The organism is Streptomyces sp. cmx-18-6, assembly GCF_046548915.1.
In the GTDB taxonomy this organism is placed as follows: domain Bacteria; phylum Actinomycetota; class Actinomycetes; order Streptomycetales; family Streptomycetaceae; genus Streptomyces.
The window spans coordinates 117,387-142,848 of record NZ_JAEBEP010000016.1; the positions used below are offsets into that span (position 1 = coordinate 117,387).

Here is a 25,462-nt window from a genome sequence, read left to right on the forward strand (position 1 = left end):
GGACTTCGATGCCCCCTGACTGGCAGCAGCACAACATCACCTTCATCGACCGCGAGAGCGCCCGGCATGCCATCGACGAACGCCTCGGGCCCGCCCTGATCACAGCCGAGACCGAGGGGCAGCTCACCGGCTGGTGGTTCATGAACAAGCAGCCCTGGCCGCTGCGGTACCTCGCCGACGAGCCCTCCCCGATCATTGAGTCGCTGCTGAGCGATCTCGTGGGTGACGGGGCGGTCGTGTCATGGCTGCCCTCTGTCTACGAGCCCGAGTCCGAGGCATTTGGCGGTCCGGACGCTATGGACACGGCCCACGGACTGTTCCACAGCGACTCCCGCCACCTGCTCACCTACCAGCCGAGCCCGGACCACCTGGGGCGCAAGGAGACTGCGGTCCTGCTGGCGAGCGCCATGATGCGCGGCGCCGGACTCGACTGGTTCGAGCAGGGCGACGTATGGGCGAAGGTCTTGGCTCTTCGGCCGCCCACCGACCCAGCGCGCCCCGAGAGAGCCGCTGAGTTGGTTCCGGCGATGCGGAAGCTCATGACCGCTGACGCCTACAGCCTCTGCAACCAGGGTGGTCCACTCCACGCGCACGAGGAGTGGGTGACCGCCTTCGAACGGGCCGGTACCGCGCTCGCCGCGCTGGCCTGCCGCGGCGCCCTCACACGCGGCCTGCGAGCCGTCATAGCCCACCACATCATCTTCCACGTCAACCGCGCCGGTCTCATCAGGGACGACCAGAGCGCTCTGTCCAACATTGCACGAGAGGCAGTCATGGGAACGAGTGACCACACCGCGTCGCCGACCGAGTCGACGACCGACGCCGATAGCGTGAAAGGGGTGAACACCGACACGATCGTTACTCCGACGTCCGATGCCGCGCGCCTCCGTAACGCACTGGTGGACCAGCTCCGCGCGGACGGAAGCGCCCGCGCTCCCGGCGTGGAGACCGCGTTGCGGACCGTGCCCCGTCACGTGTTCGTGCCCGATGTGCCGCTCGAAGACGCATACGCCAACGCGCCGGTGCACATCAAGTACGACACCGACGGCAGCTCGATCTCCTGTGCCTCCCAGCCGGGCGTGGTCGCCCTCATGCTGGACCAGCTCGACGCCCAGCAAGGCGAGCGCGTCCTCGAACTTGGCGCAGGCACCGGTTACAACGCCGGTCTGCTCGCCCATCTGGTCGGTGAGAGCGGGCACGTCACCACGCTCGATGTCGACGACGACCTCGTAGAGGGCGCCCGCGCGCATCTCTCCGCCGCCGGAATCACCAACGTTGAGGCGGTCACCCGAGACGGGGCCCTCGGCTACGCGGAAGGTGCGCCGTACGACCGAATCATCGCCACCGTAGGCGCGCACGGCGTGCCGCACGCCTGGTTGCAGCAGCTTGCTCCCGGGGGCCGGCTTCTCGTCCCGCAGCGGCTCAAGGGCACGGTGTCCCGCTCCATCGCCTATGAGCAGCGCGATGGACGGTGGATGTCCCTCGGTAGCGAGATGAATACCTTCATGCCGCTCAGGCGGGGCATCGCCGACGACGACCGCCGGGTCATCCCGCTCAGCACGGACGGAACCGTACGGCTCCAGGCCCCCGCCGGGCAGACAATCGACGCCGAGGCCCTCGACGGCGTCCTGCACGAGCCGCGCACCGAGGAGTGGACGGGCATGACGGTCCGCGCCATGGAGTCGCCGGAGTGGATGGAACTGTTCCTCACCTGCTCTCTTCCCTCCGGCCTGATCCGGATGCTCTTCCCGCAAGTCGCCAAGGGCACTTTGCTCACCGAGGACCCCTACCCCTCCTCGACCGCAGCCGTCGACAAAGGCGCCGTCACCTACCTCGCACGGCGTCTGTCTGAGAAGAAGACCTCCGATGGCGGCAAGCTGTGGGAGTTCGGGGTCATCGGCCACGGTCCCGGCTGCGATGAACTGGCCGCAAGGGTCGCTGCGGCCATCCGCGTGTGGGACCTGGAGTACCGGGGCCGTGAAGCCACGTTCGAGATCCAGCCTCTCGACGCCCCCGCGATCGAGCAGCGAGCCGGCCTCTTCGCGCTTGACACCCCGCTGAACCGCATCGTCGTCGACTGGAGTTGACACCCCACGCGTAGTGGGCGGTGGCCGCCGGCTCGCAACCGGCGGCCACCGTGGCTTTACCCGTCTTCACACACACCTGGGGGAGTCCATGGACCCGCACGGATCCACAGCTCAGCGCTTTCCGCTCGTCGCCCGATTCCGGCCCGCCTGCCTTCCCCTGCCGAAGCGCGTGCGCGCCCTCGTCGACCTGGCCGACACTGCGATGGCGGAGACCGATCAGGGGGTGGCGTCCTCCGTCTACAACCAGGCTGCGCTCATCGCCTCCGATCTCGCCCTTCCCGACCTCGCACGCGAGATGTGCCACCAACATGCCGCCGCCTACCTCCACGCCTGCCCCCTGCCCGGCATGACCGCGATCCGGGGGCTGGAGCCCGTCGTCAACCTCGCCCGCCTCCAGATCCGCGCCGGCCGCGCAGATGAGGGTCGTCGGCGACTGCTCGACCTGTATGGGGCCGTCGAGGTAGGCACGCCTGCTCGGTTCGAGGGCGTCACCGTGCCCGCGGACCTCACTGCGACCGACGAAGACCGCCACGAGGTTCGCGCGTGGCTGTGGCGCGTGCTCCTCGCCGACGGCACGCGCACTCTCACCACCGAGGGACGTTGGGCCGAGGCCCTGGCACACATCGAAGCTCACCATGGTGTCGGGAAACGGATGCTCGACGGGCGGCAGGTCGCTGTACTTGCAGCCCTCGTTGTGAGTGACACAGCAGGGGCCGCTGCTCTGCTCGCTGAGACGATGCCCGGCGATCCGTGGGAGCAAGCCGTCACGGCCTGTCTGACCGCCTTGTCCCGGCGTGACGCCAGGCAGCCCGTCGACAGCCACCTGAGGGACCTGGCAGCCATCTGTCTTGAGCGGCAGGCCAAACCTGGGATAACCGTCTTCGACATCCGGCTCGGCCTTACCGTCCTTGACGCGATCGGCTCCGCCGAGGCGCCCGCCGCACACCGCATCGTCGAGGATCTCCACCGGAGGACAACAGACGCCGAAGACGGCTACGCGGCCCGCGAGAACCTGGCGCACCCCCTGTTCGTCGCGATCGCCACCGATCGGCAAGAACAGGACTGCCGCGCCCTGGTACGTGCCTGCGCCCTCGGGGCAGGGACTATGCCGGACCAGCTGCAAGCAGAACTGACAGCGGCATTGAGCGCCAGCGACAGCGTGATCCGGGAAAGCCTTGCACGCCTTCCCGACCCGAACGCACTGTCGCCGTCACCCTGCCCTGGGCCAAGGCGGACGGCGAACCGAAGACCGTCCGCCTCCTCTTCGTCGATGACAAGAGCCGGGCCTACAACCGCAGCGTCTTCAACATGGGTGCCTGGAAGCTGGCCTTGGCCGCCGCCGGTGTAATCCCTCCCCGCGAGCGCGGTGCGAGGTACCTCCAGGCGGCTCCGGAGGACGGCATGCACGCCCTCCGGCACGCGTACGCCTCCGTGCTCTTGGACGCGGGGGAGAGCATCAAGGCGCTCTCCGAGTTCCTGGGTCACTCGGACCCCGGCTTCACGCTGCGCACGTACACGCACCTGCTGCCGTCCAGCGAGACCCGCACCCGCAAGGCGATCGACGACGCCTTTACCGAAGCCGAGGCGGGAGAGGGCGGCGGTGCGCCGAAGGCTCAGGGCACATCAGTGCCCCCGCCCAGACCCATGTGCCCTTCAATGTGCCCTGGCCGCCTGACGGCCCCTACCGGTACATGACGAGGGCGGAGACCGAAGGCTCGCCCGAATCCCAAGAAATCCCAGGTCACGGCCACACCAAGCAGTAAGCCTGGTGCCCCGCGTCGTGCAGCCGGTGGGAGAAGTCCTGCCACTCGTGGAGCAGCTGGTAGACGTTGAACGCGTCGCGCGGGCCGCCGCGGTCGGGGACCGTGGACCAGATGAAGGCCGCCGCGCCCACGGACTCCTCGCCGACGCCGCGCAGGGGGTCGACGACGGTCATCGGGAGCTTGACCACCGCGTAGTCGGGGTGGAGGACGACCAGCTCCAGCGGGGGGACCTTGTGCAGGGGTATGCCCTGGATGCCGGTGAGGACCATGGCGGCCACCGTCTCCGGCTTGATCTTGGTGAACATGCCGCCCATGCCCAGCTCGTCGCCGCCCAGCTCCTCGGGGCGCATCGAGATGGGCACGCGTGCGGCGGTCGCCCCGTCCGGGGCGCCGAAGTACTTGTAGGTCACCCCCATCCCGCCACTGCTCCTGCTTCCGGGGGGCGGCGTGCTCTCCGCGCCCCTGCCCTGTGCGCGCTCGACCCCGCGCCGGTGCCGTCCTCGCCGGGCAGGCTCGGGCCCCAGGTCGTCGGTCCCTTCGCCCACTCCGCCACCGCGATGCATATCTCATCCACCCGACTACTTCTTAGGAGACACAGCCCCCGCCGCGCAACCCGATCATCGTGTCAGTGACCTCCCCCACGGACGTGTGGTGAAACACCCGTCCGCAAGACCGTCCGTGCCTCTGACACCATGGCATGTGTGAGCTTTCCCTATGTCGCCCCAGTTTCGCAGACGCGAGGGGGCTGACGCTCTTTCGTGATACGAGGGGAGCGCGCTCCCCGCTCACCGGCGGCCGGGATTCCGATGGATTTTCCGGCCCGGCCTCCCGATACCCCAATCGCAGATCAGGACCAAAGTGGCGTATTCATACGAAGCCCCAGTTTCGCAGTCGCTGTTCGACCGGGCGTCCGTCGTGACGCCCGGCGGCGTGAACTCACCCGTGCGTGCCTTCCGGGCCGTGGGCGGTACGCCCCGGTTCATGGTGTCCGGCGCCGGTCCGTACCTCACCGACGCCGACGGCCGGGAGTACGTCGACCTCGTCTGCTCGTGGGGGCCGATGATTCTCGGCCACTCTCACCCGGAGGTCATCGCCGCCGTCCAGGAAGCGGTCTCCCGGGGCACGTCCTTCGGTACGCCGGGGGAGGGCGAGGTCGCGCTCGCCGAGGAGATCGTGGCCCGGATCGAACCGGTCGAGCAGGTCCGGCTGGTCTCCTCCGGCACCGAGGCTACGATGTCCGCGATCCGGCTGGCTCGCGGGTTCACCGGCCGGGCCAAGGTCGTGAAGTTCGCCGGCTGCTACCACGGCCACGTGGACGCCCTGCTCGCCGCCGCCGGGTCGGGCCTCGCCACCTTCGGCCTCCCCGACACCCCCGGCGTCACGGGCGCTACGGCCGGGGACACCGTCGTGCTGCCGTACAACGACCTGGACGCCGTGCGCGCCGCCTTCGCCGCGCACCCCGGCGAGATCGCCTGCGTGATCACCGAGGCGTCGCCCGGCAACATGGGCGTCGTCCCGCCCGCGGACGGCTTCAACGCCGGGCTGAAGGAGCTCTGCGCGGCGGACGGGGCCCTGTACATCTCCGACGAGGTCATGACGGGCTTCCGTACGTCGAAGGCCGGCTGGTACGGCATCGACGGCGTCCGCCCCGACCTGATGACCTTCGGCAAGGTCATGGGCGGCGGCTTCCCCGCCGCGGCCTTCGGTGGCCGCGCCGACGTCATGGCGCACCTCGCCCCGGCCGGCCCGGTCTACCAGGCGGGCACCCTCTCCGGGAACCCGGTCGCCACCGCCGCCGGCCTCGCCCAGCTCCGGCTGCTCGACGACGCGGCGTACGCGAAGATCGACGCGGTCTCCGCCGAACTGCGCTCCCTGGTGGGCGACGCGTTGACGAAGGAAGGCGTCGCGCACACCGTCTCCTCGGCGAGCAACATGTTCTCGGTCTTCTTCACCGACCGGCCGGTGCGTGACTACGAGGACGCCAAGCAGCAGGAAGCCTTCCGCTTCACCGCCTTCTTCCACTCGATGCTGGAGCAGGGCGTCTACCTGCCGCCCTCCGCCTTCGAGTCCTGGTTCGTCTCCACCGCCCACGACGAGCGGGCGGTCGAACGGATCGCCGCCGCCCTGCCCGCAGCCGCCCGCGCCGCATCGGAGGCCACCGCATGAGCAGCCAGAACACCGGCCGCAAGGACATCACCGTGGTGCACCTGATGCGCCACGGCGAGGTGCACAACCCGGACGGCGTGCTGTACGGGCGTCGCGCCGGGTTCAGCCTGTCCGAGCTGGGCCGGCAGATGGCCGACCGGGTCGCCGACCACCTGGAGAAGCGCGACATCACCCATGTCGTCGCCTCCCCGCTGGAGCGCGCCCAGGAGACGGCCGAGCCCATCGCCAAGTCGCACAGCCTGGACCTGGCCACCGACGAGCGGCTCATCGAGGCCGCCAACGTCTTCGAGGGCAAGACCTTCGGCGTCGGGGACGGGGCGCTGCGCAAGCCGGACAACTGGAAGTACCTCACCAACCCGTTCAAGCCGTCCTGGGGCGAGCCCTACATCGAGCAGGTCGTCCGCATGATGGGCGCGCTGGACGCCGCCAAGGACGCGGCGCGCGGGCACGAGGCGGTCTGCGTCAGCCACCAGCTGCCGATCTGGATCGTCCGCTCCTTCGTGGAGCGCCGCCGCCTGTGGCACGACCCGCGCAAGCGCCAGTGCACGCTGGCCTCGCTGACCAGCTTCACCTACCAGGGCGACAAGATCGTCTCGGTCGGCTACTCGGAGCCCGCCCGGGACCTGGTGCCCGCGCATCTGCTCGCCGGGGCCAAGCCGGTGAAGGGGAAGTCGAAGGCGTTCGGCGCGTAGGCGCGTAAGCCGTACAGCCGGCCGCCCGGACGTCCTGACCGACAGAGGCCCGGACGTCCTGACCGACAGAGGCCCGAACATCCTGAACATACGGGGCCGACCGCCGTCGCGGTCGGCCCCGTTCTCGTTGCCGGGGCCGTGCGACGCGAAAACTGTCGGTGCGTTAGTTTAGGTAAGGCTAAGCTAACTTTACTTGAGTGAAAGTGGGCGAGAGTGGTGGAGCGATGACGAGCGACTGTACGGAAGCGCCGGACGCCGTCCCCCGGCCGGTCACCGGCCCCCGCGTGGCCCGGCTCGCCCAGCAGCTCGAAGCCGCCCCGGACGCCGCGGCCCGGGACGCCCTCACCGAGGCGTTCTGGGCCGAGGTCGAGGCCACCGGCGCCCCCCTCGTCGAGGAGCTCGACGACGCCCCCGGCCACCGGGCCGTCACCTTCCTGTGGCGCGGCCACCGCGCCACCCGCCGGGTCCTGCTGATGGCCCCGGGCATCACCGACCGCGACCGGCTCGCCGACGCGCTCCTGCACCGGCTGCCGGGCACCGACGTCTGGCACCTCGGCCGCCGGCTGCGCGCCGACCACCGCGGCTCCTACCGGCTGGTGGCCGACATCTCGCCCGGCTCCGCCCCCGTCGATCCGGCCCTGCTCCAGCGCCGGCTGCTGGCCCTGCGGGCGCACGGCGGGGCCGACCCGCTCAACCCGGACCGGATACCGGCCCGTTGGCGTACGGCACAGGGCTCGGTCTTCGCCCTGCCCGACGCCCCGCCCCAGCCCTGGACCACCGCCCGGCCCACCGGCGTACCGCGCGGCGGCGTCGAACGGCACACCCTCGCGGCCGGGGCTCTCGGCGTCGAGCGCGACGTCCTGGTCTACCTGCCGCCGGACGCCGCCCCGTCTGAGTCGGCGGACGCCCCGTCCCGGCCGGCGGACGTGATGCCCCACCGGGCCGCGCACGAGCCGGGGGAGCGCGGCCGGCTGCCCCTGCTGGTGCTCTGCGACGGCGACATGTGGTTCGGCCGGCTCGGCCTCCAGGACACGCTGGACGCGCTGATCGCGGACGGGGTTCTGCCGCCGCTCGCGGTCCTCGCCCCGGACGCCGTCGACTCCGCGACGCGGTGGAGGGAGCTGGGCGGGCGGGAGGGTTACGTCTCCTTCCTGGCCGACGAGGCGGTGCCCTGGGCGCAGGCCCGGTGGCCGCTGACCGCGCGGGCGGACCGGACCGTGGTCGCCGGTCAGGGGCTCGGCGGGATGACCGCGCTGTACGCCGGTCTCACCCGGCCCGAGCGGTTCGGCCGGGTCCTCGCCCAGTCCCCGGCCCTGTGGTGGCGGCCGGGCCTCGAACCCGGGGCCCCGGCCCCCGACGAGATCGGGACGCCCTGGCTGGCCACGCTCGCCGCCGGACTCCGCGACAAGCTCCCGGACGGCGAAGGGACCCGGCGAGGCGAAGGCGGCCGGAGCGGGGAGCGCGGCCGGAGCGCCGAACGTGGCCGGCGCGGCGAAGGCGGCCAACACGCCGAGCACATCAAGCACGCCGAGCACATCGAGCACACCCAGCACGCCGAACACACCGAGCACATCAAGCACGCCGAACACAGCCAGCCCGGCCGCCGCGGAGCCGTCGTCCACCTGGACGTCGGCCTGCACGAAGGCCCCCTGGTCGAACACAGCGAGGCCCTCTCGGCGGTGCTCCGCGCCCGGGGCCACCAAGTCGCCCGCACCGTCCACAACGGCGGCCACGACTACGCCTGCTGGCGGGGGTCCCTGGCGGACGCCCTCGTAGAGCTGTTGGGCGCCCACCTTGACGTGGACGCGGCAGAGTCCCAGGGTGGAACGGGCCTGCCCCGCCACGCGGCCGGGTGTTCCTCAGGGCTGCCCGCGGGCCCGGCCGTCAGGTAAAGCGCAGAGAAAGTCCCCAATTGCACGGAACCGCGGCGTCACTCATGGCCTCTCACTCTTCAGCAGTTTGTATGGCCTTGAGATAAAACGACCGCAGATGGGGACGGCATGCGCGACATCAACCGAAGGGGACTGCTCGGAGCGGGGGCCGGCACCGCGGCCGCGATCGGACTCGCCGGCTGCGGCTTCTCCAGTTCCTCCGGCTCCAGCTCCTCCAGCTCCTCGGAGAGCGGCCGGTCCGGCGGCGACCAGGGCGACACCGGCACCGGCGGCAAGGGTGACGGCAACGGCAGCGGAAACGGTTCTCCGAAGGGCAAGGTCCGGCTGATCGGCGACGGCTCCACCGCCGACACCGGCAAGCAGCCCCATCAGCCCGCCGCCCCCGTCCCGCTCGAACCCGGCCAGAAGCCGCCGCAGTTCGTGATCTTTTCCTGGGACGGGGCGGGCGAGGTCGGCAACGGGCTCTTCCCGCGCTTTCTGAAACTGGCCAAGGACCACGACGCCGCGATGACCTTCTTCCTCTCCGGGCTGTATCTGCTGCCCGAGTCGAAGAAATCCCTTTACCGTCCTCCGAACAACCCGCGCGGCGCCTCCGACATCGGCTATCTCACGGACGGCCACGTCAAGGACACGCTGAAGTACGTGCGCCAGGCATGGCTGGACGGCCATGAGATCGGCACCCACTTCAACGGGCATTTCTGCGGCGGTTCCGGTTCCGTCGAACGCTGGACGCCCGCGCAATGGCAGAGCGAGATCGATCAGGCTGTGTCGTTCGTCACGGAATGGCGGACCAACACCGGCTGGGAGAACGAGGACCCGCTCCCGTTCGACTACCGGAAAGAACTGATCGGCGGACGCACCCCCTGTCTGCTCGGCCAGGACAACCTCCTGCCCACCGCGGGCAAAATGGGGTGGCGCTACGACGCCAGCTCGCCCGGCGGCCGCCAGATGTGGCCCGTGAAGCGCGGCGGCGTCTGGGATCTCCCGCTCCAGGCCATGCCGTTCCCCGGGCACTCCTTCGAGGTCCTCTCGATGGACTACAACATCCTCGCCAATCAGTCGAAGAATTCGACCAAGGGCATGCCCTCGCGTTATCCGGGCTGGCGCAAGCAGGCGGCCGGGGCCTATCTCGCCGGTTTCGAGCGCGCCTATCAGACCAATCGCGCGCCGTTCTTCATCGGAAACCACTTCGAGCAGTGGAACGGCGGCATCTATATGGACGCCATCGAAGAAGTGATCAAGAAGACCGCCGGTAAGAAGGACGTGCGGCTCGTCTCCTTCCGGCAGTTCGTCGACTGGCTCGACGTACAGGATCCCGCCGTCCTCGCCAAGCTCCGCACCCTGGAGGTCGGACAGTCGCCCACAGGTGGCTGGAACTCCTTCTTTAAACAGACCTGACAAGGGGCTTTACGGGCAGCGAGGGGGGTGCGGGAGATCGCCGGAACTGCCATGCGAAACTTTTCACATGAGCTTTGGCCGCGCACCTCGACGCCGCTTCACCCTGCTCGCCGCCACCGCCGTGGCCGGTGCCCTGACACTGTCCGCGTGCGGTGACGGCAACAAGGCCCAGGGCGGCGGCAACATCAACTTCGTCACCGGCAGCGGGGGCATCTCCACCGTCGCCAAGGGGGAGCGCCCCGACGCTCCGAAGCTTCAGGGCGAGAGCCTGGACGGCAAGCCGCTCGACCTCGCCGACTACAAGGGCAAGGTCGTCGTGATCAACATCTGGGGCTCCTGGTGCGGCCCCTGCCGCCTGGAGGCGAAGTACTTCGCGAAGGTCTCCGAGGAGACCAAGGACCAGGGCGTCCAGTTCCTCGGCATCAACACCCGGGACGCGCAGCGCGACCCGGCGGTGAACTTCGAGAAGGACTACGGGGTCACCTACCCGAGCTACTTCGACCCCATCGGCAAGCTCATCCTCCGCTTCCCCAAGGGCACCCTGAACCCGCAGGCCATCCCGTCCACGGTGGTCGTCGACCGGGAGGGGAAGCTCGCGGCCCGCACGATCCAGCAGCTGGACGCCGACCAGCTGCGCGAGATGATCGACCCGATCATCGCGGAGAAGTGATCCGGTGATCCCGCTCGATCAGGCGATCCCGCTCGCCGCCCACCCCGAGGCGCTCACGCTCGCCGCCTCCGCCAACACCACGGTCCTCAACGGGGCCCTGCTGATCGCCCTGCCCATCGCGATCCTCGGCGGGCTCGTCTCCTTCTTCTCGCCCTGCGTCCTGCCGCTCGTCCCTGGCTATCTGAGTTACGTCACCGGGGTCACCGGCACCGACCTGGCGGAGGCCCGACGCGGCCGGGTGGTGGCGGGCGCCTCTCTCTTCGTCCTTGGCTTCACCGTCGTCTTCGCCTCCACCGGGGCGCTCTTCGGCTACTTCGGCCAGGAGCTCCAGATGCACGCCGAGGTGCTCAACAAGGTTCTCGGCGTCCTCATGATCCTCATGGGGGTCTTCTTCCTGGGGCTGCTGCCCGGGGTGACGCAGCGCGAGTTCCGCTTCCACAAGCGGCCGGCGGCCGGTCTCGCGGGAGCGCCGCTGCTGGGCGCCCTGTTCGGGATCGGCTGGGTGCCGTGCATCGGCCCGACGCTCGCCTCGGTGCTGGCGCTGTCGGCCGAGAGCGCCACCGCGGGACGCGGCACGGTGCTGACGGTCGCGTACTGTCTCGGACTCGGCGTCCCGTTCGTCCTGGCCGCGGTCGCCTTCCGCAAGGCGCTCGGCGCGTTCGCCTGGGTCAAGCGCCACTACGCATGGGTCATGCGGATCGGCGGCGGCATGATGATCGTGACCGGGATCCTGCTGCTGACGGGTGTGTGGTCGACGCTCATGCAGCAGATGCAGGGCTGGTCCAGCGGCTTCACTGTGGGGATCTGAGTTCATGGGCAAGACGAACACCACGGACACCGGCGCTCGTTCCGGAGCTCGTACCGACACCGCCGCGGAGGACCGCGAGCAGGAGCGCGTCGACCACGCGGCCGGCGAGCGGCTCTCCACCGCACCCCGCGAGGAGAGCCCCGAGACCGGCGCGGGCGTCCCCGCCATGGGGGTGATCGGCTGGACCCGCTGGTTCTGGCGTCAGCTCACCTCGATGCGGGTCGCGCTGATCCTGCTCTTCCTGCTCTCCCTCGGCGCGATCCCGGGCTCGCTGATCCCGCAGACCAGCGTGGACGAGCTGAAGGTGGGGGATTTCAAGGACCGGCACACGACGCTCACCCCGATCTTCGAGAAACTCCAGCTCTTCGACGTCTACAGCTCGGTGTGGTTCTCCGCGATCTACATCCTGCTGTTCATCTCGCTCATCGGCTGCATCGTGCCGCGCACCGGCCAGTTCGTCGGCCAGCTCCGCAGCCGCCCGCCGGGCGCGCCCAAGCGGCTGACCCGGCTGCCGGCGTACACCACCTGGCGTACGGAGGCGGAGCCCGAGGCGGTCCGTGAGGCGGCCCTCGGCGTGCTGGGCAGGCGGCGCTTTCGGGCGCACACGGTGGGCGACGCGGTCGCCGCCGAGAAGGGGTATCTGCGCGAGGCCGGGAACCTGGTGTTCCATATCGCGCTGATCGTGATGCTGGTGGCCTTCGCCGCCGGCCAGCTCTTCAAGTCCGAGGGCGGCAAGCTGGTCGTCGAGGGTGACGGCTTCTCCAACACGCTCACCCACTACGACAACTTCAAGTCCGGCTCGCTCTACGACCCGGACTCGATGGCCCCCTTCAGCTTCGTCCTGGACGACTTCGTCGGTACGTACGAGAAGAGCGGCCCGCAGCGCGGCACGCCCCGCACGTTCGAGGCGCGGGTGAAGTACACCGAGGGCGTCGACGGACCCGAGCGCGACGGCGTCATCCGGGTCAACGAACCGCTCGTCGTCGACGGCACCAAGGTCTATCTGATCGCCCACGGTTACGCCCCGGTCGTCACCGTCCGGGACGGCAAGGGCAAGGTCGTCTCGCGGACCTCCGTACCGCTGCTGCCGATCGACAACAACATCACCTCCACCGGCGCGATCAAGGTCCTGGACGGCTACCGCGACAAGAGCGGGGACAAGACGCAGCTCGGCTTCAAGGCGTTCTTCGTCCCGACCTTCGCGGGCGAGGGCCAGGGCCAGATGTTCTCGCAGTTCCCGGGGGCCGAGTACCCGGTGCTGGCGCTGAGCGCGTACAGCGGCTACCTCGGTCCGGACTCCGGACTGCCGCAGAATGTCTACCAGCTCGACACGTCCAAGATGAAGGAGTTCAAGAACGAGGACGGCGAGCTGCTCAAGAAGATGCTGCGCCCCGGCGAGAAGCTGGACCTGCCGGACGGGGAGGGTTCGATCACCTTCGAGGGCACCGAGGAGTGGGCGAGCTTCCAGATCTCGCAGCAGCCGGGCAACGGCCTCGCGCTCGGCGGAGCCGTCGCCGCCGTCGCCGGACTCGCCGCCTCGCTGTTCATCCAGCGCCGCCGGGTGTGGGTGCGGGCGGTGCGGGGCGCGGACGGGGTGACCGTGGTGGAGATGGCGGGCCTCGGCCGCAGCGAGTCCGCCAAGCTCCCCGAGGAGTTGGGCGACCTCGCGGCCGCCCTGATCACGACCGCGCCGGTCGCCCGGCCCGCCACGGAGAAACCCGATGCGCCCGGGTCCACGGATGAACCCGACGACGCCACGAACGAGGCCGGGAGCCGGCCCGTACACCCTGCCGATGCACCTGCCGAAGGGGCTGAGAAGTGAATCTCGCCGCCGCAACCAACGAGAGCCTGGCGCACACCAGCAATGTGCTGATCTATTCGTCGATGGCCGTCTACACCCTGGCCTTCTTCGCGCACATCGCCGAGTGGGTCCTCGGCAGCCGCAGCAAGGTCGGCCGCACGGCCGCCGCGCTGTCCGGCTCCCCCGCCGGAGGGGCCGCCGCCGCCCCGGTGGTCGTCCAGGCCGGTGGCACCGCCGTGCTGGAGCGTCCCGAGGTCGTCACCCGCGCCACCGCCGGCGCCCGTGACGTGCCGGACGGGCCGGGGGCCGCGGGCGGCACCTTCAAGGGCGACCTGTGGGGGCGGATCGCGGTCTCGCTGACCGTGGTGGCCTTCGCCGTGGAGGCGGGCGGCGTCGTCACCCGCGCGCTGTCCGTCCAGCGGGCCCCCTGGGCCAACATGTACGAGTTCTCCATCACCTTCTCCACCGTGGCGGTCGGCTCCTACCTGGTGCTGCTCGCGCTGAAGAAGAACGTCCGCTGGATCGGCCTCCCGCTGGTCACCACGGTCCTGCTGGACCTCGGCATCGCCACCACGACGCTCTACACCGACAGCGACCAGCTGGTGCCCGCGCTGCACTCGTACTGGCTGTGGATCCACGTCTCGACCGCGATCATCTGCGGGGCCGTCTTCTACCTCGGCGCGGTCGGCACGGTGCTCTACCTCTTCCGCGACAGCTTCGAGAACAAGCTCGCCTCCGGCGGCACGCCGGGGAAGTTCGCCGCCTCCGTCATGGAGCGGCTGCCCTCCGCCGCGTCGCTGGACAAGTTCTCGTACCGCGTCAACGCGGCCGTCTTCCCGCTGTGGACGTTCACGATCATCGCGGGCGCGATCTGGGCGGGCGACGCCTGGGGCCGGTACTGGGGCTGGGACCCCAAGGAGGTCTGGTCCTTCATCACCTGGGTCGCCTACGCCGCCTACCTGCACGCCCGCGCCACCGCCGGCTGGAAGGGCCGCAAGGCCGCCTACCTGGCGCTCGTCGCGTTCGGCTGCTGGCTGTTCAACTACTACGGCGTGAACATTTTCGTCACCGGTCTGCACTCCTACGCCGGGGTCTGAGACAGCGGCCTGTACGGAGCGCCCCCGGACGGATCTCCGTCCGGGGGCGCTCGCGTGCCGTCAGCTCAGCGGGGTGTCCAGGACCGCCTTGCGGTGGCTGAACGTCTCCAGGGAGTACCGGCCGTGATAGTTGCCCATCCCGCTCTCCCCGACCCCGCCGAACGGCAGGTCCGAGACGGTCAGATGGGCCAGCGGCAGCCCGATGCCGACCCCGCCCGACGACGTCTCGGCCAGCAGCCGGTCCCGTACGCCGGGGGAGTCGGTGAACGCGTACAGCGCCAGCGGCTTGTCCCGGTCGTTGATGAAGCCGATCGCCCCGTCCAGCCCGTCCACCGTCACCAGCGGCAGGATCGGGCCGAAGATCTCCTCGGCCATCACGGGCGCGTCCGGCGCGACGTCGGCCAGCACGGTCGGCGCGATGTACTTCGTGGCCCGGTCGTGCGCGCCGCCGGTCACCGTACGGCCGGAGTCCAGCAGGCCCGTCAGCCGGTCGAAATGACGCTCGTTCACGATCCGCCCGTACTCCGGGTGCTCCGCCGGGTCCTTCCCGAACAGCCCCTCCACCGCGCCCGCCAGGGCCTGCGCGAGGGCCGGGGCGGTCTCCGGGTCGGTCAGCACGTAGTCGGGGGCCACACAGGTCTGCCCGGCGTTGAGGAACTTGCCCGAGGCGAGCCGCCCCGCCACGGCCTTCAGGTCCGTACCCCGGTCGACGAAGACCGGGGACTTGCCGCCGAGCTCCAGGGTGACCGGGGTGAGGTGCTGGGCGGCGGCGGCCATCACGATCCGGCCGACCTTGCCGTTGCCGGTGTAGAAGATGTGGTCGAAGCGCTGCTCCAGCAGGGCGGTGGTCTCCTCGACCGCGCCCTCCACGACCCCGACCGCGTCCGTGTCCAGGTACCGGGGCAGCAGCCGGGCCACGGCGGCGGAGGTCGCGGGGGCCAGCTCGCTGGGCTTGGCCACCACGCAGTTCCCCGACGCCAGCGCGCCGACGACCGGGGCGAGCAGCAGCTGCACCGGGTAGTTCCAGGGCGCGATGACCAGGACGACGCCGAGCGGGTCCAGCACGGTGTGGGCGGTGGCCCCGGTCGGCGCGAGATGCGGCGGTACGGGGGCGGGCTCGGCCCGCAGCCAGTCGGCGAGGTGCTCCAGCGTGTGGTCGATCTCCCGGACGGTGAAGTCGATCTCGGTCCGGTACGCCTCCTTGCGGCTCTTGCCCAGGTCGGCGCGGAGGGCGTCCGCGAGGTCGTCGCCGTGCTCGGTGAGCAGGGCGCGCAGCCTCCGCAACTGGCCGGTGCGCCAGGCGAGGTCCTTGGTGCGGCCGGTGCGGAAGGCGGCGCGGAGGCGGGCGACGAGCTCGGCGGGGGAGCCGGCGGGGGTTTCGGAGGGTGCCTCGGCGGGGGTGGTGGCGGGCATGGTGGGGGCTCCTCAGGGGGTCACGCGCGGGGTGCCTGTTCTGCGTTACCCCGTCGAGGATGGCCGACGCCGCCCCCGTGACGCGCCCACCGCGCCGGTCGGAAGAATCACCCCCGCCGGGAGGAATAGCCCGTCAGGAAGTGGGCGGGGTCTTGTCGTCGGGGGCCGTGCCGCCGTCGCGGCGCTTGAGCTCCTCCTCGCGGCGGCGCAGGTCCGCCTCCCAGTCCTTGAGCGCCGCGAGGTCCTTCTCGCCCGGCTTCGCGTCCGTGGCCTCCTCGGGGGCGGCTCCGGCCTCGGCCTTGTCCGCGCTCCCGTCCGCGGCCCTGCCCTCAGCCTTGCCGTCGCCCCGGCTGCCGCTCCCGCCGTCGCCCTTGCTGTCGTCCTTGAGGGACTTCAGGAAGTCGGGGTTGTCGTCCGGGGCCACCCACCGCGTCCGCCCGCCGCCCCGCTGCCACGAGGACGACGCGCCGCCCCCGACCGCGTTGTGGCGCACCTTGCCGGCGACGAGCCACACGACCGGCCCGGCGATCCAGAACAGCAGGATGATGAACACCCAGGCGATCTTCGGCAGGTGCTTGGTGTCCTCTTCGGAGGTGTTCAGGCAGTCGATGAACGCGTAGATCGTCAGAGCCAGCGGCACGAGAAACATCAGGGCTCTCATGGTGCGTCCCCCAAGAAGCGGCGGCGGGGCGTGATGGTTCCCCGGTGTCGCCGCCAGGGTACCGGCTGACCGCCGCGAATCCCGGGCTAGGGCCTTTCGTCCGGATCGGGCCGGACCCCGCGAGCCCGGCCCGATCCGGACGAAAGGCCCCGGGGCCCGGGGGAGCCCCCAGGGGGCCGCGCGGGCGGGGATGACAAACTGGACCGCATGGCTTACGACGATCTCCGCTCCCTGCTCCGGGCTCTTGAACGCGATGGTGATCTCAAGCGCGTCAAGGCCGAGGTCGATCCTCACCTGGAGGTCGGCGAGATCGTCGACCGGGTGAACAAGGCGGGCGGCCCCGCCCTGCTCTTCGAGAACGTCAAGGGGTCCTCGATGCCCCTGGCCATGAACGTCTTCGGCACCGACCGGCGTCTGCTCAAGGCGCTCGGGCTGAAGTCGTACGCGGACATCAGCGACAAGATCGGCGGGCTGCTCAAGCCGGAGCTGCCGCAGGGCTTCGTCGGCGTCCGGGAAGCCTTCGGGAAGCTCGGCTCGATGGTCCACGTGCCGCCGAAGAAGGTGAAGTCCGACGACGCGCCCGTCCAGGAGATCGTGCTGAAGGGCGACGACGTCGACCTGGACAAGCTGCCCGCGCTGTTCACCTGGCCCGAGGACGGCGGCTCGTTCTTCAACCTGGGCCTGACCCACACCAAGCACCCCGAGACCGGCGTGCGGAACCTGGGGCTCTACCGCCTCCAGCGCCACGACCGGCGCACCATCGGGATGCACTGGCAGATCCACAAGGACAGCGCCAACCACTACCAGGTCGCCGCCCGGCGCGGTGAGCGGCTGCCCGTCGCCATCGCGTTCGGCGCGCCGCCCGCCGTGACGTACGCCTCCACCGCGCCGCTGCCCGGGGACATCGACGAGTACCTCTTCGCCGGGTTCATCCAGGGCAAGCGGATCGAGATGGTCGACTGCAAGACCGTGCCGCTCCAGGTGCCCGCCCGCGCCGAGGTCGTCATCGAAGGGTGGCTGGAGCCGGGCGAGATGCTGCCGGAGGGCCCGTTCGGGGACCACACCGGCTTCTACACCCCGCAGGAACCGTTCCCCGCACTGACCATCGACTGCGTCACCATGCGCAAGCGGCCGCTGCTCCAGTCCATCGTGGTCGGCCGCCCGCCGACCGAGGACGGCCCGCTGGGCCGGGCCACGGAGCGGTTCTTCCTGCCGCTGCTGAAGATCATCGTGCCGGACATCGTGGACTACCACCTGCCGGAGTCGGGCGGCTTCCACAACTGCGCGATCGTCTCGATCGACAAGAAGTACCCGAAGCACGCGCAGAAGGTGATGAGCGCCGTGTGGGGGGCGCACATGATGTCGCTGACCAAGCTGATCGTGGTGGTGGACGCCGACTGCGACGTCCACGACCTGCACGAGGTGGCGTGGCGGGCGCTCGGCAACACCGACTACTCCCGCGACCTGACCGTCGTCGAGGGCCCCGTCGACCACCTCGACCACGCCTCGTACCAGCAGTTCTGGGGCGGCAAGGCGGGCATCGACGCGACGAGGAAGCTGCCCACCGAGGGCTATACCCGGGACGGCGGCTGGCCGGAGATGGTCGTCTCCGACCCGGAGACGGCCGAACGGGTGACCCGACGTTGGAAGGAATACGGTCTGTGACCGACATCCCTATGGTGCAAGCCGGGGGCGGCGCGGAGGTTCCCCGCCGACGCGGGGGTGTGACGTCCTTCCTGCGGCTGGTGATGATCGAGCACTCGGTCTTCGCGCTGCCCTTCGCGTACATCGCGGCGCTCACCGCGATGTTCCGGCTGGACGGCACGATCCACTGGGGCACGCTGCTGCTCGTCACCCTGGCGATGGTGGGGCTGCGGACCTTCGCCATGGCCGCCAACCGGATCATCGACCGGGAGATCGACGCCCACAACCCGCGCACCGCCGGCCGTGAGCTGGTGACCGGCGCGGTGTCGGTGAAGTCGGCCTGGACGGGGGCGCTCGTCGCGCTCGTCGTCTTCCTGGGCGCGGCGGCCCTGCTCAACCCGCTCTGCCTGATGCTCGCGCCGCTCGCGGTCGTGCCGATGGTGGTCTACCCGTACGGCAAGCGGTTCACGAACTTCCCGCACGCCATCCTGGGCCTCGCGCAGGCCATCGGGCCGATCGGCGCGTGGCTCGCGGTGACCGGCAGCTGGTCGTGGGACGCGGTGATCCTCGGGCTGGCCGTGGGGATCTGGATCGGCGGCTTCGACCTGATCTTCGCCTGCCAGGACGTGGCCGCGGACCGGGCCCACGGGGTGCTCTCCTTCCCGGCGCGCTTCGGGATCCCGGCCGCGCTGTGGGGCGCGCGGGTGTGCCATGTGATCACGACGGGGCTGCTGGTCTGGTTCGGGCTGGCGACGGACGCCGAGGTCTTCTACTGGATCGGCATGGTGATCGTGGCGGTGGCGTTCGTCTACGAGCACCGCGTCGTGCGGCCGCACGACCTGTCCCGGCTGAACCGCGCCTTCTTCTCCGTCAACGGCTTCATCGGAATGGCGCTGTTCGCCTGCGCGCTGCTCGACCTGCTGGTGCGCGGCCTCACCCCGTAGGGCTGGTGGGGCGACGCCTCAGACCGTGACCAGGTTGTCCGGTGCGCGGCGCGGGCGGCGGAAGAAGAAGGCCGCCGCCACGCCGCCTATCAGCCCGAAGAGGTGGCCCTGCCAGCTGACGCCCGACTGGGTGGGCAGGATGCCCCAGAGCAGCGAGCCGTAGACCACGGCGACCCCGACGCCTATCAGCACGTCCCAGGGGCGGCGGTCCACGAAGCCGCGGACCAGGAGATAGCCCAGCAGCCCGAAGACCACGCCGGACGCGCCGAGCGTCACCGTGTACGCCGGGGCGGTCAGCCAGACGCCGAGGCCGCTGAACAGGATGATCGTCACGACGACAGCGGCGAATCTGCGCAGTCCGCCGAGGGCGGCTATGAAGCCGAGGACCAGCAGCGGAACGCTGTTGGACGCGACGTGCTCCCAGCCGCTGTGCAGGAACGCGGCGGGCACCACATCGCGCAGCTCGGCCACCTCGCGCGGGCTGATGCCGTAGGTGTCCAGGGCGTGGCCGGTCGCCGTGTCGATCCCTTCGAGGGCCCACAGCAGGGCGACCCAGCCCACCATCAGGATTCCGGCGGTCAGCGCCCGCGCACCGCCGGTCGTCGTGCCGCCCGCGCGGCCGCCCGAGTGGCTGCCTGTGCCGCGGTCGGTGCTCCAGTAGTCGCCCATGGTCTTCCCCTGCCCCCGGGTTGCCCGTCATCTGTGGAACGTCCCGGGCCGCCGCCCGGTTCCGGGTGCGGCGTGTCGGGGTGCGCCGGATAGGCTCGCGGGTGTGGAATCCGGGACTTCAGTGACTCATGAGCAGCGGCGGCCTTGGATTGTCGGGGTGTCCGGTGCTTCGGGGACCCCGTTCGCGGCCGCCGTGCTGCGCGGGCTGCTGGCGGGCGGCGAGAGCGTGGATCTGGTGGTGAGCCGGGCCTCGCGCCTCACCCTGCTGGACGAGACCGGCATCGCCTTCAGGGACGGGCACTGGCGCGAGGACCTGCGCTGCTGGCTGGCGCGGGGCGCGGACGGGAAGCCGGACGCCTTCGCGTCGGGCGACCTCGCGGTGGGCGACGCGGAGCTGGAGCGCGTACGCCACTGGCCGGCCGGTGATCTGGCCGCCGGGCCGTCCTCGGGGTCGTACCCGGCGAAAGGGATGCTCATCGTGCCGGCCTCGACGGCCTGTGTGGCCGGGGTGGCGCTCGGGCTGTCCAAGGACCTGCTCCAGCGGGCCGCGAGCGTGACGCTCAAGGAGCGCCGCCCGCTCGTCGTCGCGGTGCGCGAGACTCCGCTGAGCGGCCAGACGCTGAAGCAGATGGTGGCCCTGGACGAGGCGGGCGCGGTCGTGCTGCCCGCCTCCCCGGCGTTCTACGCGGGCGCGACGCACATCCAGGACCTGGTGGACTTCGTCGCGGGGCGGGTGCTGGACGCGGCGGGCGTGGCCCATCGGCTGTACCGCCGCTGGGAGGGAGAGCTCGGTGGCGGCTCCCGCAGCCCGGGGGACTGAGGGGTCCCGGTCAGCGCTTCTTGGTCCTGCGCGGGGTGCGGGCCTTGTCGACCCGGTGCGCGGCGGCGGGCTGGTGGGCACGCGAGCGGTTGGCCAGGTCCTGCATCTCGCGCATCCGGGCGTAGGCCATCTCGATCGTGTACACGGTGAAGTTCACTCCTGAAGATTCGAAAGCTTTTCTTGGATGTTCTAGAAGATTTACAGGGTGCGAACCCTGTACGCCTTAGATTCTACACGTAGACTCGCGGTACTGCTGAACAATGGAAGGTTTCAGTCATATGGACGCGGTGGACAGGCAGCTCATCCAGGCCCTGAGAGAGAACGGCAGGGCTTCGTACGCCGAGCTGGGGCGGCTCGTGGGGCTCTCCGGGCCCAGCGTCACCGACCGCATCAACCGGCTGGAAACCGCCGGTGTCATCACCGGCTACCGCGCCACCGTCGACTCGGCCTCGCTCGGCCTCGGCGTCACCGCGCTGATCGGGATCTCGCTCTCGGACGCCGCCGACCACGAGGACGTGGCGCGCCGGCTGAAGGACCTCGCGGAGATCGAGGACTGCTGGTTCATCGCGGGCGACGACTCGTACATGCTCAAGGTGCGGGTCGGCGACGTGGACGGCCTGGAGAAGACGATCCGGCGGCTGAGCGGCACGAAGGGCGTCTCCCGGACCCGCACCACGATCGTGCTCTCCACGAAGTGGGAGAACCGGGTCGGGGAACTTCCCGAGGAGTCGTAGGCGCGGAGCGCCGCAGAGGGGGCACACCCGCCCGAAGGGCGGGGGAGTACGGTTGGTGCGGTCTGTTGCACGGAGGAAATAGGAGGCGGCCAGGTGGACGCGGGACTCAAGCGCGAGCTGGAGCAGAAGGTCCGGGCCGGCGAGCGGCTGACCCGCGAGGACGGCATCGCGCTGTACGCGTCCGACGACCTGGCGTGGCTCGGCGGGCTGGCGCACGAGGTGCGCACCCGTAAGAACGGCGACGTGGTGCACTTCAACGTCAACCGCCACCTCAACATGACCAACGTGTGCACCGCCTCGTGCGCGTACTGCTCGTTCCAGCGCAAGCCGGGCGAGAAGGACGCGTACACGATGCGCATCGAGGAGGCCGTCAGCCTCGCCAAGGCGATGGAGGGCGAGAACCTCACCGAGCTGCACATCGTCAACGGCCTCCACCCCAACCTCCCGTGGCGCTACTACCCGCGGTCGCTCAGCGCGCTGAAGGAAGCCCTGCCGGACGTGGCGCTGAAGGCGTTCACGGCGACGGAGATCCACCACTTCGAGACGATCTCCGGCCTGAGCGCCTCCGAGATCCTCGACGAGCTGATCGAGGCCGGTCTCGAATCGCTGACCGGCGGCGGCGCGGAGATCTTCGACTGGGAGGTCCGCCAGCACATCGTCGACCACCGCACCCACTGGGAGGACTGGTCGCGCATCCACCGCCTCGCGCACGAGAAGGGGCTCAAGACCCCGGCGACGATGCTGTACGGGCACATCGAGGAGCCCCGTCACCGCGTCGACCACGTGCTGCGGCTGCGGGAGATGCAGGACGAGACCGGCGGCTTCCAGGTCTTCATCCCGCTGCGCTACCAGCACGACTTCGTGGACATGAAGGACGGCAAGGTCCGCAACAAGCTCCAGGCGCGTACGACGATGGCGACCGGGGCCGAGGCGCTGAAGACCTTCGCCGTCTCCCGGCTGCTGTTCGACAACGTGCCGCACGTCAAGGTCTTCTGGGTGATGCACGGCGTGCAGACCGCCCAGCTCGCGCTCCAGCACGGCGCGGACGACATGGACGGCTCGGTCGTCGAGTACAAGATCACGCATGACGCCGACGACTTCGGCACGCCCAACAAGCTAGGCCGCGAGGACCTGCTCGACCTGATCCGCGACGCCGGTTTCCGGCCGGTGGAGCGGAACACCCGGTACGAGATCCTGCGCGAGTACCCGGGCCCGGAGGCGGACCGGCGCGAGTCCCCGCAGCCGATGCGGGTCTGAGGAACCCCCGCTACCGCCTCGTACGAGCCCCATCGCTTCAGGCGAGAGAGCCCCGGCCACCGTCCCCGGCCGGGGCTCTCTCGCGTTCCGGACCAGGTTGAGCCACTCCGTACGTAATGGTTAGTGTGCAGCTATGCCACTTACTTTTGAGTTGGATCCCGCGTTCACGCCGGCCCTGCGCGACGGCATCACCGCCCTGTGGGCCGATGTCAGCAACGCGGGCGGCGCGGTCGGCTTCGTACCGCCCGTCACCGCCGACGAGATCCGGCCCGAGCTGCTCAAGCACCTCCTGGCCATCGAGCAGGGCCGCACCCGGCTGCTCGTCGGCCGCGACGAGGAGGGGGCCGTCGCCGCCACCGCCTTCCTGACCCTCAACGACCACCGGCTGATGAGGCACTGGCTGTGGCTCTACACCGTCATGGTCCACCCCCGTCACCAGGGCAAGGGGTACGGTCGCGACCTCATGGCGGCGGCCGCCGACGCGGCCCGCTCCATCGACGGCATCGAGGCCGTCCGCCTCACCTGTCGCGGCGGCATCGGCGTCGAGCACTTCTACGCCGGCTGCGGCTACAAGGAGGTCGGCCGGGTGCCGGGCGCGATCCGGGTCGCCCCGGGCGACGACCGCGACGACATCGTCATGCTGCTTTCGCTCGGGCCGGGAGGCGTGTGAGCCACCCGGGAACCCCCTGAACCCTGAGAATTCGGGCCATGCTTCACTGGACGGGCAGGACGGTGTCGAGAGTCCACGGGATCCGTGGGAAGAGAGAGGGTCAGCCGTGTCCGCTGCCAAGCCGAGCGCAATGATCCGGTACACGGCGTTGCGCCTGTTGATCTTCGTCGGCTGCTTCTTCGTCGCCGGGGTCGCCGTCCACTTCGGCCTGGTGCCCTCCGGGCTCGGCGGCTCCAACATCGTCTGGGTCATGCTGCTCGGCCTCGTCCTCTCCGCCCCGCTCAGCTTCGTACTGCTGCGCAAACAGCGCGACGAGATGTCCGTGCAGCTCGCGCCGACGGTCGACCGGGCCAAGGCGCGCCTCGACGCCAACCGCACCCGCGAGGACGCGGTTCAGTAAGTCCCCTCACAGGCGCACCCGTAAGTTTCCTCACAGGCGCACCCGTCAGGGGTCGCGCCTCGTGATTTCCCCCGCAGAGCCCCAGACCGGAGCGGCCCGCTCCAGCACTGGGGCTTTCGGCGTTCCCGGGGTGCGCGGCGGCCGCCCTGGCGGCGCCTCCGGGCCCAAAGCAAGGCTTTGAGGTTCTCAAAGTTCAAGTGTTAACGTGTTCGACATGAAGACAGCAGTGCGCCTCAGCCATGCCGTGAGCCCCCCGCTCGTGGCGCGCCTGCACGTCGATCTCTGCCGCTGTATGTCCGCGGCCTGTCGCCGCGACGTCTGATCCGGCATCATGCAGCGGCGCCGCCCCCGACGCGGGCGCCGTGAACCCCGTCCCCGTTCCACCGCACGACCGTGCGTCTGTCCCGTACGTCCGGTCGCGCGCCCCCCACTGGAGTGTGTCCGTGTCCGCGAATTCCGCGTCCGCCGCGTCCGAGGCCGAGCAGCCGTCCACCGGCTCCGGCCCCGGTTCGCGCATACCCAAGGTCCCCTTCTGGGCCCAGATCGTCGCCGGTCTGGTCCTCGGCGTCCTGCTGGGCTGGCTGGCCCGCAGCCAGGACGTCTCCTGGCTCGTCACCACGCTCGACAAGGTCGGCTCGATCTTCGTCCAGCTGCTGAAGCTGGCCGTGGCCCCGCTGGTCTTCTTCGCGATCCTGGTGTCGATCACCAACCTGCGCAAGGTCAACAACGCCGCCCGGCTGGCCACCCGCACCCTGCTCTGGTTCATGATCACGTCGCTGATCGCGGTGGGCATCGGCCTCCTCATCGGCCTGCTGACCAACCCGGGAGCCGGCACCGGCCTCACGCCGAAGGACGGCAAGCTGCCCGAGCGCACCGGCAGCTGGATCGACTTCCTCACCGGCATCATCCCGAGCAACGTCATCACGCCGTTCACCGAGCTGAACGTGCTCCAGATCGTCTTCCTGGCGGCCGTCGCCGGTATCGCGGCCCTCAAGCTCGGCGACAAGGCCCAGCCGATCCTGACGCTCAGCCAGTCCATCCTGGAGCTGCTCCAGAAGGCCCTGTGGTGGGTCATCCGCCTGGCCCCGATCGGCACCATCGGCCTCATCGGCTACGCCATCGCCACCTACGGCTGGGACCTGATCGGCAAGTACGCGACGTTCACCGCCGACGTCTACATCGGCTGCCTCCTGGTGATGTTCGGCGTCTACCCGCTGCTCCTGGCCACCGTCGCGAAGGTCAGCCCGCTCCAGTTCTTCAAGGGCGCCTGGCCCGCGATCCAGCTCGCCTTCGTCTCCCGCTCCTCGGTCGGCACCATGCCGGTCACCCAGCGGGTCACCGAGCGCCTCGGCGTCCCGAAGGAGTACGCCTCCTTCGCCGTCCCGTTCGGGGCGACCACGAAGATGGACGGCTGCGCCGCGATCTACCCGGCGCTGGCGGCGATCTTCATCGCGCAGATCTTCGACGTGCAGCTGGGCATCGGCGACTACGTGCTCATCGCCTTCGTCTCGGTGATCGGCTCGGCCGCCACCGCCGGCCTCACCGGCGCGACGGTCATGCTGACCCTGACCCTCTCCACGCTGGGCCTCCCCCTGGAGGGCGTCGGCCTGCTGATGGCCATCGAACCGATCCTGGACATGATCCGCACCGCCGCCAACGTGACCGGCCAGGCGCTGATCCCGGTCATCGTCGCGGCCCGCGAGAAGATCCTCGACCACGACAAGTACAACTCGGCCTCGGCCTCCTCGATCGACGCGGCCGGCTCCTCCGACGCCGCCGCCGACCGGGGCGGGATCCGCGACGCGGGACCGGAGACCGGGGCTCCGGCCACCGCGTAGCGGCAGGAGCCGCAGTCGTAGCCGTTACGGCAGCGCGA

The 25,462-nt window shown here is 70.2% G+C and carries 24 protein-coding genes; 19 read left to right on the forward strand and 5 right to left on the reverse strand.

The window, feature by feature from the left end:
- Positions 1-8: 8 nt before the first annotated feature.
- The 3 genes from fxlM (at position 9) to ACLJPL_RS29785 (ending at position 3,782) form a co-directional block, all read left to right on the forward strand.
- Positions 9-2,087 (forward strand): methyltransferase, FxLD system, encoded by a 2,079-nt coding sequence (gene fxlM / locus ACLJPL_RS29775; RefSeq protein ID WP_411084050.1) that lies wholly within the window; start codon positions 9-11, stop codon positions 2,085-2,087.
- Positions 2,088-2,175: 88 nt separating this feature from the next.
- Positions 2,176-3,435 (forward strand): hypothetical protein, encoded by a 1,260-nt coding sequence (locus ACLJPL_RS29780; protein WP_411084051.1) that lies wholly within the window; start codon positions 2,176-2,178, stop codon positions 3,433-3,435.
- A 53-nt stretch (positions 3,436-3,488) separates the two neighbouring features.
- On the forward strand, positions 3,489-3,782 hold the full coding sequence (locus ACLJPL_RS29785) for a tyrosine-type recombinase/integrase (RefSeq protein WP_411084052.1): 294 nt from the start codon (positions 3,489-3,491) through the stop codon (positions 3,780-3,782).
- 46 nt (positions 3,783-3,828) lie between these two features.
- Here ACLJPL_RS29785 and ACLJPL_RS29790 read toward each other — a convergent pair whose 3' ends face one another.
- A complete protein-coding gene (locus ACLJPL_RS29790) occupies positions 3,829-4,266 on the reverse strand; it encodes a hypothetical protein (protein ID WP_003968390.1) in 438 nt (145 codons plus the stop codon).
- Between the two features lie 526 nt (positions 4,267-4,792).
- Here ACLJPL_RS29790 and hemL point away from each other — a divergent pair.
- The 8 genes from hemL (at position 4,793) to ccsB (ending at position 14,374) form a co-directional block, all read left to right on the forward strand.
- Positions 4,793-6,016: a glutamate-1-semialdehyde 2,1-aminomutase gene (gene hemL / locus ACLJPL_RS29795; protein WP_411084085.1), complete on the forward strand. Its 1,224-nt coding sequence runs from the start codon at positions 4,793-4,795 to the stop codon at positions 6,014-6,016.
- Complete coding sequence (locus tag ACLJPL_RS29800; RefSeq protein ID WP_411084053.1) at positions 6,013-6,708, forward strand: histidine phosphatase family protein; 696 nt, start codon at positions 6,013-6,015, stop codon at positions 6,706-6,708. Before hemL ends, ACLJPL_RS29800 begins: the two co-directional genes overlap by 4 nt.
- 224 nt (positions 6,709-6,932) lie before the next feature.
- Entirely contained in the window at positions 6,933-8,600 is a 1,668-nt protein-coding gene (gene fes, locus ACLJPL_RS29805) for an enterochelin esterase (RefSeq protein WP_411084054.1), read from the forward strand.
- A gap of 108 nt (positions 8,601-8,708) precedes the next feature.
- Entirely contained in the window at positions 8,709-9,998 is a 1,290-nt protein-coding gene (locus ACLJPL_RS29810; protein ID WP_411084055.1) for a hypothetical protein, read from the forward strand.
- 67 nt (positions 9,999-10,065) lie between these two features.
- Positions 10,066-10,668, forward strand: a complete 603-nt coding sequence (locus ACLJPL_RS29815; protein ID WP_411084056.1) for a TlpA family protein disulfide reductase — start codon at positions 10,066-10,068, stop codon at positions 10,666-10,668.
- A 7-nt stretch (positions 10,669-10,675) separates the two neighbouring features.
- Positions 10,676-11,476, forward strand: coding sequence for a cytochrome c biogenesis CcdA family protein (locus ACLJPL_RS29820; protein WP_411084086.1), 801 nt, complete (start codon positions 10,676-10,678; stop codon positions 11,474-11,476).
- A gap of 4 nt (positions 11,477-11,480) precedes the next feature.
- Complete coding sequence (locus ACLJPL_RS29825) at positions 11,481-13,298, forward strand: cytochrome c biogenesis protein ResB (protein ID WP_411084057.1); 1,818 nt, start codon at positions 11,481-11,483, stop codon at positions 13,296-13,298.
- On the forward strand, positions 13,295-14,374 hold the full coding sequence (ccsB, locus tag ACLJPL_RS29830; RefSeq protein ID WP_411084058.1) for a c-type cytochrome biogenesis protein CcsB: 1,080 nt from the start codon (positions 13,295-13,297) through the stop codon (positions 14,372-14,374). Before ACLJPL_RS29825 ends, ccsB begins: the two co-directional genes overlap by 4 nt.
- Before the next feature lie 60 nt (positions 14,375-14,434).
- Here the strand turns inward: ccsB and ACLJPL_RS29835 are convergent, their stop codons facing one another.
- On the reverse strand, positions 14,435-15,787 hold the full coding sequence (locus tag ACLJPL_RS29835) for an aldehyde dehydrogenase family protein (RefSeq protein ID WP_411084059.1): 1,353 nt from the start codon (positions 15,785-15,787) through the stop codon (positions 14,435-14,437).
- A 133-nt stretch (positions 15,788-15,920) separates the two neighbouring features.
- On the reverse strand, positions 15,921-16,448 hold the full coding sequence (locus tag ACLJPL_RS29840) for a PLD nuclease N-terminal domain-containing protein (protein ID WP_411084060.1): 528 nt from the start codon (positions 16,446-16,448) through the stop codon (positions 15,921-15,923).
- Positions 16,449-16,655: 207 nt separating this feature from the next.
- Here ACLJPL_RS29840 and ACLJPL_RS29845 point away from each other — a divergent pair, with 207 nt between their 5' ends.
- Together ACLJPL_RS29845 and mqnP are read left to right on the forward strand one after the other, a co-directional pair.
- Positions 16,656-18,113 (forward strand): menaquinone biosynthesis decarboxylase, encoded by a 1,458-nt coding sequence (locus ACLJPL_RS29845; RefSeq protein ID WP_411084061.1) that lies wholly within the window; start codon positions 16,656-16,658, stop codon positions 18,111-18,113.
- 11 nt (positions 18,114-18,124) lie between these two features.
- Positions 18,125-19,036, forward strand: coding sequence for a menaquinone biosynthesis prenyltransferase MqnP (gene mqnP, locus ACLJPL_RS29850; protein WP_411084087.1), 912 nt, complete (start codon positions 18,125-18,127; stop codon positions 19,034-19,036).
- An 18-nt stretch (positions 19,037-19,054) separates the two neighbouring features.
- Here mqnP and ACLJPL_RS29855 read toward each other — a convergent pair whose 3' ends face one another.
- On the reverse strand, positions 19,055-19,705 hold the full coding sequence (locus tag ACLJPL_RS29855; protein WP_411084062.1) for a rhomboid family intramembrane serine protease: 651 nt from the start codon (positions 19,703-19,705) through the stop codon (positions 19,055-19,057).
- Between the two features lie 121 nt (positions 19,706-19,826).
- Between ACLJPL_RS29855 and ACLJPL_RS29860 the strand changes: the two genes are divergently transcribed.
- Positions 19,827-20,525: a UbiX family flavin prenyltransferase gene (locus ACLJPL_RS29860; protein ID WP_411084063.1), complete on the forward strand. Its 699-nt coding sequence runs from the start codon at positions 19,827-19,829 to the stop codon at positions 20,523-20,525.
- 10 nt (positions 20,526-20,535) lie between these two features.
- On the opposite strand, the gene ACLJPL_RS29865 is transcribed toward ACLJPL_RS29860, so the two are convergent.
- Complete coding sequence (locus tag ACLJPL_RS29865; protein WP_411084064.1) at positions 20,536-20,682, reverse strand: hypothetical protein; 147 nt, start codon at positions 20,680-20,682, stop codon at positions 20,536-20,538.
- A 121-nt stretch (positions 20,683-20,803) separates the two neighbouring features.
- Here ACLJPL_RS29865 and ACLJPL_RS29870 point away from each other — a divergent pair, with 121 nt between their 5' ends.
- The 5 genes from ACLJPL_RS29870 (at position 20,804) to ACLJPL_RS29890 (ending at position 25,424) form a co-directional block, all read left to right on the forward strand.
- Entirely contained in the window at positions 20,804-21,259 is a 456-nt protein-coding gene (locus tag ACLJPL_RS29870) for an Lrp/AsnC family transcriptional regulator (protein ID WP_010063935.1), read from the forward strand.
- Between the two features lie 93 nt (positions 21,260-21,352).
- Positions 21,353-22,516: an aminofutalosine synthase MqnE gene (gene mqnE, locus ACLJPL_RS29875; RefSeq protein ID WP_109167452.1), complete on the forward strand. Its 1,164-nt coding sequence runs from the start codon at positions 21,353-21,355 to the stop codon at positions 22,514-22,516.
- A 133-nt stretch (positions 22,517-22,649) separates the two neighbouring features.
- Entirely contained in the window at positions 22,650-23,186 is a 537-nt protein-coding gene (locus ACLJPL_RS29880) for a GNAT family N-acetyltransferase (protein ID WP_411084065.1), read from the forward strand.
- A gap of 130 nt (positions 23,187-23,316) precedes the next feature.
- On the forward strand, positions 23,317-23,586 hold the full coding sequence (locus tag ACLJPL_RS29885) for a DUF4229 domain-containing protein (RefSeq protein WP_411084066.1): 270 nt from the start codon (positions 23,317-23,319) through the stop codon (positions 23,584-23,586).
- Between the two features lie 443 nt (positions 23,587-24,029).
- Positions 24,030-25,424 carry a dicarboxylate/amino acid:cation symporter gene (locus ACLJPL_RS29890; protein WP_411084067.1) on the forward strand — a complete coding sequence of 465 codons (1,395 nt, stop codon included), beginning with the start codon at positions 24,030-24,032 and terminating at the stop codon, positions 25,422-25,424.
- The last annotated feature ends 38 nt before the right edge of the window (positions 25,425-25,462 follow it).

What these genes read in the sequence shown, in the direction of transcription:
- fxlM (WP_411084050.1), top strand. Translation starts at nt 9, where the DNA reads ATGCCCCCTGACTGGCAGCAGCACAACATCACCTTCATCGACCGCGAG.
- ACLJPL_RS29780 (WP_411084051.1), top strand. Translation starts at nt 2,176, where the DNA reads ATGGACCCGCACGGATCCACAGCTCAGCGCTTTCCGCTCGTCGCCCGA.
- ACLJPL_RS29785 (WP_411084052.1), top strand. Translation starts at nt 3,489, where the DNA reads ATGCACGCCCTCCGGCACGCGTACGCCTCCGTGCTCTTGGACGCGGGG.
- ACLJPL_RS29790 (WP_003968390.1), bottom strand. Translation starts at nt 4,266, where the DNA reads ATGGGGGTGACCTACAAGTACTTCGGCGCCCCGGACGGGGCGACCGCC.
- ACLJPL_RS29800 (WP_411084053.1), top strand. Translation starts at nt 6,013, where the DNA reads ATGAGCAGCCAGAACACCGGCCGCAAGGACATCACCGTGGTGCACCTG.
- fes (WP_411084054.1), top strand. Translation starts at nt 6,933, where the DNA reads ATGACGAGCGACTGTACGGAAGCGCCGGACGCCGTCCCCCGGCCGGTC.
- ACLJPL_RS29810 (WP_411084055.1), top strand. Translation starts at nt 8,709, where the DNA reads ATGCGCGACATCAACCGAAGGGGACTGCTCGGAGCGGGGGCCGGCACC.
- ACLJPL_RS29815 (WP_411084056.1), top strand. Translation starts at nt 10,066, where the DNA reads ATGAGCTTTGGCCGCGCACCTCGACGCCGCTTCACCCTGCTCGCCGCC.
- ACLJPL_RS29825 (WP_411084057.1), top strand. Translation starts at nt 11,481, where the DNA reads ATGGGCAAGACGAACACCACGGACACCGGCGCTCGTTCCGGAGCTCGT.
- ACLJPL_RS29835 (WP_411084059.1), bottom strand. Translation starts at nt 15,787, where the DNA reads ATGCCCGCCACCACCCCCGCCGAGGCACCCTCCGAAACCCCCGCCGGC.
- ACLJPL_RS29840 (WP_411084060.1), bottom strand. Translation starts at nt 16,448, where the DNA reads ATGAGAGCCCTGATGTTTCTCGTGCCGCTGGCTCTGACGATCTACGCG.
- ACLJPL_RS29845 (WP_411084061.1), top strand. Translation starts at nt 16,656, where the DNA reads ATGGCTTACGACGATCTCCGCTCCCTGCTCCGGGCTCTTGAACGCGAT.
- mqnP (WP_411084087.1), top strand. Translation starts at nt 18,125, where the DNA reads ATGGTGCAAGCCGGGGGCGGCGCGGAGGTTCCCCGCCGACGCGGGGGT.
- ACLJPL_RS29855 (WP_411084062.1), bottom strand. Translation starts at nt 19,705, where the DNA reads ATGGGCGACTACTGGAGCACCGACCGCGGCACAGGCAGCCACTCGGGC.
- ACLJPL_RS29870 (WP_010063935.1), top strand. Translation starts at nt 20,804, where the DNA reads ATGGACGCGGTGGACAGGCAGCTCATCCAGGCCCTGAGAGAGAACGGC.
- ACLJPL_RS29880 (WP_411084065.1), top strand. Translation starts at nt 22,650, where the DNA reads ATGCCACTTACTTTTGAGTTGGATCCCGCGTTCACGCCGGCCCTGCGC.
- ACLJPL_RS29885 (WP_411084066.1), top strand. Translation starts at nt 23,317, where the DNA reads ATGATCCGGTACACGGCGTTGCGCCTGTTGATCTTCGTCGGCTGCTTC.